The following is a 13,508-nucleotide window of genomic DNA, read 5'->3' as shown; positions in this document are numbered from 1 at the left end:
ACTTGTCGGCAATCGATAATGAAATTCATCACGCTGCACGTGGTTCGCGCAACATAGTCATTGGCGTCGACAACACCTACCCAACGATTATTTTCGACCAGTTGATTAGCCTGGGCGATAAGTATGACGGCGTGACCGTAAAGTCCGTTGAGTTCAGCGAGAATGAAGTCATTGATGACCTGTTTAGCCGCCAGCTCGATTTTATCATTTCTCCACAGTATGTTTCGGCTCGCGTGCAGGAGCTGGACAATCTGACCATCAGTGAGTTGAAGCCTTTGCGTCTGGGGTTTCTTGTTTCCCGTCGCTATGAGGATAAACAGCCGCAGACGCTTTTGCGTGAACTGCCCTGGCTGCAAATGCGCTTTCAGAATCGGGCCAATTTTGAAGCGATACTGGAAGCGCATATGCGGCCATGCGGTATTAACCCAACGATCATCTATCGTCCCTACAGCTTTATGGCGAAGATAAGCGCGGTAGAGCGCGGGCAGTTTCTGACCGTGATCCCCTGGTTTGCCTGGCGTCTGGTGAATCCGGCAACGTTGAAGTATTTCGATGCGCCCGGCGGTACGATGTATATGCAGGAGTACCTTTACTCCCTGAAAAACCACCGCTATACCGCCACGATGCTTCAGCATATTGCGGAAGATCGTGGCGCAGAGATGGCTTAGCCGAGCATCGAACCGCGTTCAATCAGATTGCGGTGCAGATCGAACGCGTGGTTGAGATCGTGATGAATGTGCCCGCCAGGCGCACTGGCGAGATAGCGATGTAGATAGTCCTGATAGAGAGGATGCGCACAGTTGTCGATGATCGTGTGCGCCCGTTGTAGCGGTGAGAGTCCCCGCAGATCGGCGATCCCCTGCTCGGTGATGATCACCTTCACGCTGTGCTCGCTGTGATCAACGTGACTGCACATGGGGACGATAGTGGAAATCTTGCCGCCTTTAGCGATGGATGGCGCCATAAAGATAGACAGGTAGGCGTTGCGCTCAAAATCACCGCTGCCGCCAATGCCGTTCATTAGATTCACGCCAGCCACGTGCGTTGAGTTGGCATGGCCGTAGATATCAAACTCCAGCCCGACATTGAGGGCAATTACGCCAAGACGGCGAATAATTTCCGGATTATTCGAGATCTCCTGTGGGCGAAGCACAATACGGTTGGCGAAGAAGTCCATATTGTCATAAATCTTTCGCAAGGAATCGGGGATACCGTCAGACTGGACGCGCTGGCTCCGGTGATTTTTCCCGTTTCCAGTAGATGCACGACAGACTCCTGTAACACCTCCGAATACATCATAAAAGACGGAATATCCGGATTTTCACCCAGTCGCGCCATCACGGCATTATTGATATTACCCACCCCGCTTTGCAGCGGCAGAAACTCCGCGGGGATCCGCCCACGCGCCATTTCTTCCAGCAGAAACGTTACGACGTTATCGGCGATTTTCTGGCAGACAGGATTGGCGTTATCCAGCACGTTTCCGCCGTCGGGGAGTTCTGTATCGACCACCGCAATAATCTTGGTGGGATCAATCTGCACATACCGGGCGCCCACGCGATCCATCGCATGAAAAATGGGGACGCTGTTGCGACGCGGCGGTGCGCCGGGAATGACGATATCAGCCAGTTCAGCGACGCGTGGGTTATGGTAGTGATTCAGCTCAATGATGACTTTCTTCGCCCGCAGTAGCCAGGTGGGCGCATTGCCGATCCCGCTGGTGAGCCAGACTCGTCCGTCAGGCGCGATCGCCGAGGCTTCAATCACCGCGACGTCAATATCACCAAAGAAACCATAGTTTACCATCTGCGCCACTTCACTCAGATGCAGGTCTACAAATCGAACCTGACCCTGATTGATTTTTTGCCGAAGGCTGCCTGACGTCTGATAGGGCGCACGCCATGAAATGGCGTCAGCCTCAGACAGCGCATCATCGGCGGCAGCGCCAATAGACGCTCCCGTCAATAACCGAATCTGAAACGGTTGTTGCGCCTGATGCAGTTCGCTGGCGCGGCGGGCGATAGCCGCAGGGAGTGCTTTGGGCGAACCGGCGGGGGTAAAGCCGCTGAAAGCAACCATCGCATTGTGCTCAATGACCTGCGCGGCGTCGTCGGCGCTCATCCTTGTCCAGGGGTCTTTCATATCTTGTCCCTTCCTGGTATCAATGGCCCACAAAATTGGGTTTACGTTTATTCATAAACGCGTTCATCCCTTCCTGATAATCTTCGCTGTCGTAAACGGCGCGGCGCATCCCCTGAATACGTTCGAACTCATCGGAATTCATGGTGTGCGCTTCGCCAAGCACGCGTAGCTCTTCCTTGATCACGGCAATGGCCAGCGGCGCTTTTTCCGAGATATGGTGCGCCATCTGCAACGTGAAATCCTCCAGCTCTTCGGCGGCGACGACATGGTTGAGAATGCCGACCGCCATCGCGCGCTGTGCGGTGATAGGGGACGCGGTGAAGATCAGCTCTTTGACGATATGGAAACCCGCATCGCGGGTCAGGTTGTGGATCCCGACCAGATTGTATGGAACGCCAAGGTTGACCGGGGTCATGGAGAACGTGGAGGTACTGGCGGCGATGATCAGATCGGAGCTCATGATCATCTCAAACGCCCCTCCCCAGACGCTGCCTTCGACCATGGAGATCACCGGTTTGGGGTACTTCTGAATCATGCGGGTGATCTGGCGCAGCGGATCGTCATAAGAGAGCGGATCGCGACGTCCGGAGGGCAGTTCATGAATGTCATGACCGGCGGAGAAGACCTTCGCGCCGCTGGGCGCACGCAGGATAATACAGCGAATATCCGGGCGATTGAGATCGCTGAGCGCCAGCATGAGATCGTCAATAAAGACTTTGCTCAGGGCGTTCAGTTTGCGGGCATAGTTGAACTCAATGACCGCCACTTTACGGATGATAACAACGTTAACATATTGATAAGACATATTTTTCTCTTTATGCAAAGTAATGATTCTGAAGGTATTCGCTGATTCGCTGAAGGCCAGCGCGCGGCGAGAGACGGTTGTTTTTGACGGCCTGCTGCGTCAGGTGGTAGTAGCGGTCGAAGTCGTCACGGGAGAACAGCAGTCGCAACGCCTCTGCTTCCGTCTGCTTTTGCAACCAGGCAATTTCCTGCAACTGGCGCACCTGTTGCAGCCGTCCGCTGGAGGTCATCTGTGTTCTGAAATCGCAGATGGTCTGCCAGACCTCGTCAATCCCGCGTTTTTCCAGCGCGCTACAGGTCAATACCTGCGGCTGCCACTCGGCATATTTATGCCGCACAATATGCAGTGCGCTTTCGTACATATGGCGGGCGATGGCGACACGGTTATGGTTTTCCCCGTCATCCTTGTTGATGACAATCACGTCCGCCATTTCCATGATCCCTTTTTTGATGCCCTGCAGGTCGTCGCCGCCGCCGGCTATCTGTAACGACACAAAGCAGTCCACGATCTGGGCAATTTCTGTTTCCGATTGTCCAACGCCGACGGTTTCGATAATCACAACGTCGAAGCCCGCCGCTTCGCACAACAGCCCCAGCTCTCGTGCATGCAGACAGGCTCCACCCAGATGCCCGCGGGAGGGGGCCGGACGGATGAAGGCGGCATCCGATCGCGCCAGTTCGGTCATCCGCGTTTTGTCGCCAAGGATGCTGCCACCGCTGATTGGACTGCTGGGGTCGACGGCAATCACCGCCACGCGCAGTCCGTCGCGGATCAGTCGCGTACCGAAAGCCTCCAGAAAGGTGCTTTTCCCGGCCCCCGGCGTACCCGTGATCCCCAGACGCAGCGCGTTGCCGGTGAAAGACATTATGGCATCCAGCAGTTGTGCGCTCAGCGCCTGGTGACGAGGGTGCTGACTTTCAATCAGCGTCATGGCCTGGGCGAGCGTCGCCCGCTCGGCCTGGCGTAATCGCCGCACGGTGTCAGCCAGCGTGGATTCACTAATCATGATGCTGACTTATCCGTTTCAGTACGTCGCGTACGCTTTCCAGCATTGGTGTGCCGGGTCCATAAATGGCCGCCACGCCGCGCTCCTCCAGGAAGGCGTAATCCTGGGGAGGGATCACGCCGCCGGCGACCACGCAGATATCGTCGCGTCCCCATTTTTTCAACGCGTCGACCAGTTCCGGGATGAGCGTTTTATGACCGGCCGCGAGCGATGAGGCGCCGACGACGTGTACATCGTTTTCTACCGCCAGGCGGGCGATCTCTTCCGGAGTGGAGAACATCGGGCTGAGATCGACGTCGAAGCCGAGATCGGAATAGGCGCTGGCGATCACTTTTGCGCCGCGATCGTGACCATCCTGACCCATTTTGGCGATCAAAATGCGCGGACGACGACCGCGGTCTGCCAGGAACTGCTCTGTTTGCGCAACAATGGCGTCAAACTCGCAGGCCGATTGGTTGGACTGATGGTAGCTCTGCGCAATCACCCCAGTGACGCACTGGCTAGGCACCAGATAACGGTCAAACGCCGACTCCAGCGCGTCGGAGATCTCACCCAGCGTGGCGCGGACGCGTGCGGCGTTCACGGCGGCGGCCAACAGGTTTTCATGATGCAATGCGGCGTGAGTCAACGCCGCCAGCGCCGCGTGAACGGCGGCATCATCGCGGGTCGCGCGGATCCGCGTCAGAGAGGTGATCTGCTCGTTGCGCACCTTGACGTTGTCGATCTCCAGGACGGTCGTGTCGTCCTCTTTTTCCAGCTTGTATTTGTTGACGCCGACAATGACGCGTTTGCCCTGGTCGATCAGTGATTGCTCGCGGGCTGATGCTTCTTCAATCATCCGTTTCGGTAACCCGGCTTCGATAGCCTTTGCCATCCCGCCCGCGTCGTCGATCTGCTGGATGATGGCCCGCGCCTGTTTAACAATGTGATCGGTCAACGACTCCACATAGTAAGAGCCAGCCAGCGGATCCACGGTGCGGCAGATTTCTGATTCCTCTTGCAGGATGATTTGCGTGTTACGCGCGATGCGGGCAGAAAAGTCGGTGGGCAGACCGAGTGCTTCGTCAAAGGCGTTGGTATGGAGTGACTGGGTGCCGCCAAGCGTGGCGCCGAGCGCTTCGATAGTGGTACGGATCACGTTGTTATAGGGATCCTGTTCGGTCAGGCTCCAGCCGGAAGTCTGGCAGTGGGTACGAAGGGCTAACGATTTCGGGTCTGCTGCGCCGAAGCCGCTCACCGCTTCGCTCCACAGATAACGCGCCGCGCGCAGCATGGCGACGTTCATGAACAGATCCATGCCGATGCCAAAGAAGAACGAAAGGCGGGGCGCAAAGTCATCAATGTTCAGCCCGGCTGAAAGGGCGGCTTTGATGTATTCAATACCATCCGCCAGGGTAAAAGCGACCTGTTGCACGCAGTTGGCGCCCGCTTCGCCCATATGGTAGCCGCTGATGCTGATGGTATTAAAGCGTGGCATGTTGCCCGAACACCAGGCGATGATGTCGGCAATAATGCGCATGGAGGGTTTCGGTGGGTAAATGTAAGTATTACGGCACAGGTATTCTTTCAGAATATCGTTCTGAATGGTGCCGGTAAGCTGTTTCGGCGAAACGCCTTGCTCTTCCGCGGCCACGATATAAAAAGCCATTACTGGCAGCACCGCGCCGTTCATGGTCATTGATACCGACATCTTATCCAGCGGGATCTGGTCGAACAGTATCTTCATGTCTTCAACGGTATCGATCGCCACACCGGCCTTCCCGACATCGCCTGCGACGCGTGGATTATCGGAATCATAGCCGCGGTGGGTGGCAAGATCGAAGGCGACAGAAAGGCCTTTTTGCCCGGCGGCAAGGTTGCGACGATAGAAGGCGTTAGATTCTTTGGCGGTAGAGAAGCCCGCGTACTGACGAATGGTCCACGGTTGCGCGGTATACATGGTAGCGCGTGGGCCGCGAACGTAAGGCGGCAGGCCGGGAAGGGTGCCGGTGACCTCCAGTTTATCGAGGTCGGCTTTGGTGTACAGCGGCTTGATGGCAATGCCTTCCGCTGTCTGTGTGACCAGCGACTCGACGGTTTTATTCCGCCGGCTGAGCTCCTTGTTGGCGAGTGTCTGCCACTCTGATAAGTCTGACATATTTTGCTCCGTATTCCGCAATAAAAAGAGGGGATTGCGAGTACGATGAGCTTTTTACTGTCCTCTGTCGCCAGCAAAAAATAGCCAACGATGCGTCGTTTTTTGCCGGGTGGAATTATTCATCCTGTAATGAATTTCAAAGAAAAATTTACGGCGGGTAACATCCCGCCGTAATCACCGTGGTGGCGATACTTAGCACAATGTTGCGATAATTACCCTGTCGGCGTTGAAATACGCCGTCACATTCGTGCCTTCCGTCAGCGTGGCGGCGGCGTCCAGCGGCACGGTGGCGCACAACGTCTGACCGTCCGGTAGCGCCATCAGTACTTCACACTGCTCTGTACCGCGTTCAATATAATTGATAATGCCCTGGAGCTGGTTATCCGCCGCCTGGGCGATGGCGTCGTCCTGGGTAATCCCCACCCACGGCGCTTTCAGCAGCACGAGAACCTCTTTGCCTTCATCAAGCCCTAAACGCTCGCCGCTCTGGGCGGTAATGGCCACTTTCAGTCGTGTTTCACCATCGGCTAACAGCACGTCGACATGCTGCTGCACCTGATCGCGATCGCGGGCGGTAATGGTGCCAAACCACTGGTTGCGCGCACTGGTCTGCAGAGAAAAACGCGAGATGGCCGCCAGCAGGCTGTTGAGCGGCAGCACGTCATCGTCGCTTAAAACATCGAAGGCTTTTTGCTGAATCTGCGCCAGCAGATCGTAGAGCTGGATCAGACGCTGACCGTAGCGGGTTAACACCGCTCCGCCGCCGCCTTTACCGCCTGTCGCACGCTCGACCAGCGTTTGCTCGCTGAGAAGATTCATTTCATTAATGGCGTCCCAGGCGCTCTTATAGCTGATGCCTGCGTCTTTCGCGCCCTGACTAATGGAACCGGAAAGCGCAATGTGCTTGAGCAAAGAGATGCGTCGGGGATCGGCGAACAGTTTTTGCTGAAGTTTCAGGGTAAGAAGGATTTCGGCTTGCATAACAAGATCCTGGCAAAAAGGGTATTGTGACGGAAAACTGCAGAGACGCAAAGCCGACCGCACAAAAGGGGAGTGCTTTTCTCAGTGATGCGGTTAGAATACTACAAGGACTATATCAGGAGTTGACCATGTTAGAGTTATTGAAAAGTCTGGTATTCGCCGTAATCATGGTACCTGTGGTGATGGCCATCATCCTGGGTCTGATTTACGGTCTCGGTGAAGTGTTCAACATTTTCTCCGGTATCGGTCAGAAAAACCAGTCCAGACAGAATCATTGATTTCCCAAACGCCCGCTCAGTCGGGCGTTTTTGTTTTCTCATCTTTCAAACCGTATCTTCGTTGGTCGCGCCTCAATGCAGTGCGCACCCCATTGGGATTGTTTCTCAAGTTCTCCTTATCCCTGCCGATATTTTCTTTGCGTAACCTCTTAGTGGTATCAATAACTTCTGGGAAAATCGTTGCTTTATCGTTATATTCATAAATACATAACGATATGCAAAGGAGTTACAAATGGCTCGTACCTGGTTACGCCTGTTTGCTGGGGCAACCTTATCATTGTCGGTTGCTGGACAAACGCTGGCGGATGAAGGGAAAATCACCGTGTTTGCCGCAGCGTCATTGACTAATGCGATGCAGGATATCGCGGCAGAGTACAAAAAAGAGAAGAATGTCGACGTGGTCTCCTCTTTTGCGTCGTCTTCCACGCTGGCTCGCCAGATAGAAGCCGGTGCGCCAGCAGATCTGTTCATTTCTGCCGATCAGAAATGGATGGATTACGCGGTAGATAAGAAAGCGATTGATACCGCAACGCGTCAGACGCTGCTGGGCAACAGCCTTGTGGTGGTGGCGCCAAAAGCCAGTGAGCAGAAAGCGTTTACGATTGACAATAATACCCACTGGACGACGCTGCTGAACGGTGGACGTCTGGCGGTAGGCGACCCGGAACACGTTCCGGCGGGGATCTACGCGAAAGAAGCGCTGCAGAAACTGGGGGCCTGGGAGACGCTGTCACCGAAACTGGCTCCGGCGGAAGATGTGCGCGGCGCGCTGGCGCTGGTCGAGCGTAACGAAGCACCGTTGGGCATTGTTTACGGCTCTGACGCGGTTGCCAGTAAAGGCGTTAACGTCGTGGCCACCTTCCCGGAAGATTCGCACAAAAAAGTGGAGTACCCCATCGCGATTGTCGATGGACACAAAAACGCCACGGTCAGCGCGTTCTATGATTACCTGAAAGGACCGCAGGCTGCTGAAATCTTTAAACGTTACGGATTTACGACCAAGTAATGATATTGACCGATCCTGAATGGCAGGCCGTGCTTCTGAGCCTGAAAGTGTCTTCCCTGGCCGTGTTGTTTAGTTTGCCGTTTGGGATCTTCTTTGCCTGGCTGCTGGTGCGCTGCACTTTCCCAGGCAAAGCCTTGCTGGACAGCGTACTGCATCTGCCGCTGGTATTACCGCCGGTGGTGGTCGGTTATTTGCTGCTGATTTCGATGGGACGGCGCGGATTTATCGGCCAGTGGCTGTACGACTGGTTCGGCATAACCTTTGCCTTCAGCTGGCGCGGCGCGGTACTGGCGGCGGCAGTGATGTCTTTTCCGCTGATGGTGCGGGCTATCCGACTTGCGCTGGAAGGGGTGGATATTAAGCTTGAGCAGGCCGCCCGGACGCTGGGGGCGGGACGCTGGCGCGTCTTCTTCACCATTACCCTTCCGTTGACGCTGCCTGGCATTATCGTCGGGACGGTACTGGCATTTGCCCGTTCGCTCGGCGAGTTTGGCGCGACGATTACCTTCGTTTCCAATATTCCCGGCGAAACCCGCACCATTCCTTCGGCGATGTATACCCTGATTCAGACGCCGGGCGGTGAAAGCGCTGCGGCAAGGCTGTGTCTTATTTCCATCGTACTGGCGCTGATTTCGCTGTTAATTTCTGAATGGCTGGCGCGACTCAGCCGTGAGCGGACGGGGCGATAATTATGCTGGAACTCAATTTCTCTCAGACGCTGGGGACCCACTGCGTCTCGCTCAACGAAACGCTGCCCGCCAGCGGTATCACCGCGATATTTGGCGTCTCTGGTTCTGGAAAAACCTCGCTGATCAATGCCATCAGTGGCCTGACGCGACCGCAGAAAGGGCGCATTGTACTCAACGGACGGGTGCTGAATGACACGGAAAACCACATCTGTCTGACCCCGGAAAAACGCCGGATAGGCTACGTTTTTCAGGATGCGCGCCTGTTTCCCCATTATAAAGTGCGCGGCAACCTGCGTTACGGCATGGCGAAAAGTATGGCCGGCCAGTTCGATAAGCTGGTGGCGCTATTGGGTATTGAGCCTCTGCTCGACAGACTGCCGGGCGGCCTCTCCGGCGGTGAAAAACAACGTGTGGCGATTGGCCGGGCGCTGTTGACCGCGCCGGAACTGCTACTCCTGGATGAACCGCTCGCCTCGCTGGATATTCCGCGTAAGCGTGAACTGTTGCCCTATCTGCAACGGCTGGCGCGGGAGATCAATATTCCCATGCTCTATGTCAGTCACTCGCTCGATGAAATTCTCCATCTGGCCGATAACGTTATGGTGCTGGAAGACGGTCAGGTGAAGGCGTTTGGCGCGCTGGAAGAGGTCTGGGGGAGCAGCGTGATGCATCCATGGCTGCCGAAAGAACAGCAGAGCAGCATCCTGAAAGTGAGCGTACTGGAGCATCATCCGCATTACGCGATGACGGCGCTGGCGCTGGGTGATCAGCATCTATGGGTCAATAAGCTCAATGAGCCGCTGCAGGCCTCGCTGCGCATTCGCATTCAGGCGTCGGATGTCTCGCTGGTGTTACAGCCGCCGCAGCAGACCAGCATTCGTAATATCCTGCGCGCGAAGGTGATCCACTGCTACGACGATAACGGGCAAGTGGAAGTTCAGCTTGAGGTGGGAGGTAAAACGCTGTGGGCGCGCATTAGCCCATGGGCCAAGGATGAACTGGGGATCAAAGCTGGCCTCTGGCTGTACGCGCAGATTAAGAGTGTATCGATAACCGCCTGATTACAACAGGTGGGTGTAGATGAATTTTGCGATGCTGTCGGTAGTGTTGTCGCCGATGACGACGTTGGCGCGTGCTTTGATTGCGTCGTCAGCATTGCCCATCGCCACGCCGGTACCAGCCGCTTCCAGCATACTGATGTCGTTGTAGTTATCCCCGAAGGCAATTACGTTTTCCATCGACCCGCCCTGAGATTCAACCCACTGGGTCAGGCGTTTGCCTTTGCTGTTACCCTGACGAGCGATATCGACCTGATCGTGCCAGGACCATTCGCACTCAAGGCCCAACAGCTCTTCGACATGCTTGCCAAATTGCTGCAGCTTAGGGATATCGTCGTCTGTCAGAGCGAACTTCCACACCGCGTTGACATCGTGCGCCGCCTGCGCCAGTGAAGGCACCTGGGTGAAGATCGGGCGCTGTTCGGGTGGCAACGTCTGCGCCCAGTTTGAGGTGCGAATGACATGGCCGGTCGGGTGCTCATACAGCATGGCGTCATCGACATACATCAGGCCGTGAATCTGATGCGATTCCAGCAGCGTAATAAGCTGTAGCGCCTGGTTAACCGGCAAGGGATCGGCTGCGAGAACATTTTTTGCGTGATAATCATACAAATAGGTGCCATTACAGCAAATTGCAGGTGTATCCAGTGCCAGTGCCTGATAAAAAGGATGAATTGCGACGTGATGACGCCCGGTGACGATGATAAGTTGGTAGCCTGCCTCCCTGGCGCGCGACAGTGCTTCGACAGACGAGGGGAGCAGGTTTTTTTGCGGGGTTAGCAAGGTTCCATCTAAATCAAGGGCAATCACGCGAGCGGTCATATCGTCATCCCGATTAACATTGAAGTTTTGTCTGCCTGAATGGTACACCGGGACGGGGAGCAGGCAAAATTTTGTGCGTATATTCAGCATTCACCGTTAAAAGCGACTACGTTAAGCTGTATTCCATTTTTGCAGCCAGTTGCCTAAAGCAGAGGAGCATTCATGAAGCAAACCGTTTATACCGCCAGCCCTGAAAGCCAACAGATCCATGTCTGGAGCCTGAATCATGATGGCGCATTGAAGCTGGTACAGGTGGTTGATGTGCCCGGGCAGGTTCAGCCGATGGTGGTCAGCCCGGATAAACGTTATCTCTACGTGGGCGTGCGTCCTGAATTCCGCGTACTGGCTTACCGGATTGCGCCGGATGATGGTGCGCTGACGTTTGCCGCAGAATCCGCGCTGCCGGGTAGCCCGACACACATTTCAACCGATCATCATGGCCGTTTTGTTTTTGTTGGCTCCTATAACGCGGGTAACGTCAGCGTCACCCGTCTGGAAGACGGCCTGCCGGTTGGGGTGGTGGATGTGGCGGAAGGGATGGATGGCTGTCACTCCGCCAATATCTCCCCGGACAACCGCACCCTGTGGGTGCCTGCGCTGAAGCAGGATCGTATCTGCCTGTTTACCCTCAGCGATGACGGTAAGCTGGTGGCGCAAGAGCCTGCGGAAGTGACCACCGTTGAAGGGGCCGGTCCGCGCCATATGGCGTTCCACCCGAATCAGCAATACGCGTACTGCGTCAACGAGCTCAACAGCTCTGTGGACGTCTGGGAACTGAAAGATCCGCACGGTGATATCGAATGCGTGCAAACGCTGGACATGATGCCGGCTGATTTCTCCGACACCCGCTGGGCGGCGGACATTCACATTACGCCGGATGGTCGTCATCTGTATGCCTGTGACCGTACCGCCAGCCTGATTACCGTGTTCAGCGTTTCAGAAGATGGCAGCGTGTTGACCAAAGAAGGCTTCCAGCCAACCGAAACGCAGCCGCGTGGTTTCAACGTTGACCATAGCGGGAAATACCTGATTGCTGCCGGACAGAAGTCACACCATATCGCGGTGTACGAGATTGCCGGTGAGCAGGGGCTGTTAACGGAGAAGGGACGTTATGCGGTAGGCCAGGGCCCGATGTGGGTGGTGGTTAACGCGTATTAATAGGGGCGCTTTTTAGCCAACCGATAAATAAAAACCGGCATCCTGTGATGCCGGTTTTTTTATGCTTACTGCTTCGGCGCAGCCACGACTTTGCTGCCCACACCGCGGTTATTGTATTCCCACATGCGGTTAAAGTTGGTGTCGTTCAGGTTACGCTGGATTTCGCCTTTATCATCCTTCGCCCCGATATTGCCCGCGAATGGACGTTTAGAGATCACGGCGTCAGCCCACGGCTGTGCCATGTTAAAGCCCTCGTTAATCACGCTATCACGGATCACGACCTGACCGTTGGTGTTGCCGTCGACATCCAGTGCGCGACCCAACTGCGCCACGCCGTCACCGGCGGCGGTAAAGCGGCTGTTAGTGGCGAGGAAACCGTAATAAATGTTCGCAAGCGTTGCCGGCGCGAAGACGTACGCTTCCTGTTGAGTACGCGAGTTCACTACGCGGAAGTCGGTGTTATCGAACACCACTGCGCCGCGACCGGAAACAATATCCACATCGCCTTCGATATAGCTGTTGGTCACCAGGGTACGCGGCTGGCGATCATTTTCCAGACGGTTCTGCACGCCGCTGTTGGTCACAAAGAAGGTGTTCTGGCGGCCCAGAATGTTCACATTATTGATTTGAACTTTGTCACCGTCGGTGCGCAGCGCAACGGCCGGGTGGTTACCCGCATCCACGCTATCGCCAAGATTGTTTTCAACGGTCAGATTCTGCAACTGCAGGCCATTATTCTGTGACCACAATACCGCTGAACACATCACGCCGATAGTCGCGCCGCGTTTGCTCTGGCAGTTGTCAAACATGTACCAGGCCGGTTTACCAGGCATATATTTCCCGCCCGGATTCACTGTATGACGCCAGTCAGCGGTGCTCATTTCACCGTCAATTGCCGCGCCAATTTTCACGTCCAGCGGTTTCTCACCCGTTCCGTACAGCGTCAGGCTGCCTGGTGCCGCAGGGATATAGACAGTCCCCTGATACTCACCTGGCATAATCGCAATGTACTGACGTTTGTTGGTGCGCGTGGTGATTGCCGCATCCACCGCCGCCTGAATGGTGGTGTGGGTAACGCCTTGCGTACCGGCCGGGCCGACCACAAAGTCAGGCTGTGCAGGCAGAGAAATTGAAGATGGCGTCCACGGCGCGGTGTTCGGCGTCAGGGAAGAAAAATAGTTTTTAGCGACAAAATTCTGCGCTTCATTCGCCGATAAAATCGGGCGCGAGGAGGTTCCTGGCGCGGTTTGATCGGAAGGAATTTGATCCGGCGGGGTAGAGCTACAGGCGGTCAGCGTCACGCCAAAAGCCAGTGCCAGCGCCAGACGGGAAACTGATGATGTGTTCACGAGTTGCTCCGGGCTATAAAAGTATCCATTGAAGCCTGCTTTTTTATACTAAGTTGAGCAAAACAGAAAGGTGAAAA

12 protein-coding genes and 1 pseudogene are annotated in these 13,508 nt (G+C 55.5%); 6 read left to right on the top strand and 7 right to left on the bottom strand.

Annotated elements, in window-relative coordinates:
- On the top strand, positions 1–668 hold a 668-nt coding region (locus JTI98_RS18945), incomplete at its 5' end, for a LysR substrate-binding domain-containing protein (RefSeq protein ID WP_216081668.1).
- Here the strand turns inward: JTI98_RS18945 and JTI98_RS18940 are convergent.
- From JTI98_RS18940 to modE, 5 genes and pseudogenes are all read right to left on the bottom strand, one after another.
- Positions 665–2,142: pseudogene (locus JTI98_RS18940) on the bottom strand (acetyl-CoA hydrolase/transferase family protein). The gene JTI98_RS18945 and the pseudogene JTI98_RS18940 overlap by 4 nt on opposite strands.
- Before the next feature lie 19 nt (positions 2,143–2,161).
- A complete protein-coding gene (scpB, locus tag JTI98_RS18935; protein WP_044256718.1) occupies positions 2,162–2,947 on the bottom strand; it encodes a methylmalonyl-CoA decarboxylase in 786 nt (261 codons plus the stop codon).
- A gap of 10 nt (positions 2,948–2,957) precedes the next feature.
- Entirely contained in the window at positions 2,958–3,953 is a 996-nt protein-coding gene (gene meaB, locus JTI98_RS18930) for a methylmalonyl Co-A mutase-associated GTPase MeaB (RefSeq protein ID WP_058587817.1), read from the bottom strand.
- Positions 3,946–6,090 carry a methylmalonyl-CoA mutase gene (gene scpA, locus JTI98_RS18925; protein ID WP_216081667.1) on the bottom strand — a complete coding sequence of 715 codons (2,145 nt, stop codon included), beginning with the start codon at positions 6,088–6,090 and terminating at the stop codon, positions 3,946–3,948. The genes meaB and scpA overlap by 8 nt, the downstream gene beginning before the upstream one ends.
- A gap of 192 nt (positions 6,091–6,282) precedes the next feature.
- Positions 6,283–7,071, bottom strand: a complete 789-nt coding sequence (gene modE / locus JTI98_RS18920; protein WP_216081666.1) for a molybdenum-dependent transcriptional regulator — start codon at positions 7,069–7,071, stop codon at positions 6,283–6,285.
- 128 nt (positions 7,072–7,199) lie between these two features.
- Between modE and JTI98_RS18915 the strand changes: the two genes are divergently transcribed.
- The 4 genes from JTI98_RS18915 to modC all read left to right on the top strand — a co-directional run bounded on the left by JTI98_RS18915 (position 7,200) and on the right by modC (position 10,105).
- Positions 7,200–7,349: an AcrZ family multidrug efflux pump-associated protein gene (locus JTI98_RS18915; RefSeq protein WP_043001322.1), complete on the top strand. Its 150-nt coding sequence runs from the start codon at positions 7,200–7,202 to the stop codon at positions 7,347–7,349.
- 232 nt (positions 7,350–7,581) lie between these two features.
- Complete coding sequence (gene modA, locus JTI98_RS18910; RefSeq protein WP_044256484.1) at positions 7,582–8,355, top strand: molybdate ABC transporter substrate-binding protein; 774 nt, start codon at positions 7,582–7,584, stop codon at positions 8,353–8,355.
- Positions 8,355–9,044, top strand: coding sequence for a molybdate ABC transporter permease subunit (modB, locus tag JTI98_RS18905; protein WP_216081665.1), 690 nt, complete (start codon positions 8,355–8,357; stop codon positions 9,042–9,044). Before modA ends, modB begins: the two co-directional genes overlap by 1 nt.
- 2 nt (positions 9,045–9,046) lie before the next feature.
- Positions 9,047–10,105 carry a molybdenum ABC transporter ATP-binding protein ModC gene (gene modC, locus JTI98_RS18900; RefSeq protein WP_216081664.1) on the top strand — a complete coding sequence of 353 codons (1,059 nt, stop codon included), beginning with the start codon at positions 9,047–9,049 and terminating at the stop codon, positions 10,103–10,105.
- On the opposite strand, the gene JTI98_RS18895 is transcribed toward modC, so the two are convergent.
- Positions 10,106–10,924: a pyridoxal phosphatase gene (locus JTI98_RS18895; RefSeq protein WP_099433383.1), complete on the bottom strand. Its 819-nt coding sequence runs from the start codon at positions 10,922–10,924 to the stop codon at positions 10,106–10,108.
- Positions 10,925–11,086: 162 nt separating this feature from the next.
- On the opposite strand from JTI98_RS18895, the gene pgl reads away from it, so the two are divergent.
- Positions 11,087–12,082, top strand: coding sequence for a 6-phosphogluconolactonase (gene pgl / locus JTI98_RS18890; RefSeq protein ID WP_043001317.1), 996 nt, complete (start codon positions 11,087–11,089; stop codon positions 12,080–12,082).
- Positions 12,083–12,147: 65 nt separating this feature from the next.
- On the opposite strand, the gene JTI98_RS18885 is transcribed toward pgl, so the two are convergent.
- Positions 12,148–13,431: a putative acyl-CoA thioester hydrolase gene (locus JTI98_RS18885; RefSeq protein ID WP_099433384.1), complete on the bottom strand. Its 1,284-nt coding sequence runs from the start codon at positions 13,429–13,431 to the stop codon at positions 12,148–12,150.
- Between the last annotated feature and the right edge of the window lie 77 nt (positions 13,432–13,508).

The sequence above is a fragment of the Citrobacter sp. MGH 55 genome (genome assembly GCF_016906145.1).
GTDB lineage: Bacteria > Pseudomonadota > Gammaproteobacteria > Enterobacterales > Enterobacteriaceae > Citrobacter_A > Citrobacter_A amalonaticus.
The sequence above is the reverse complement of the archived record's forward strand: the minus strand, read 5'-3'. Positions and strand labels throughout refer to the sequence as shown.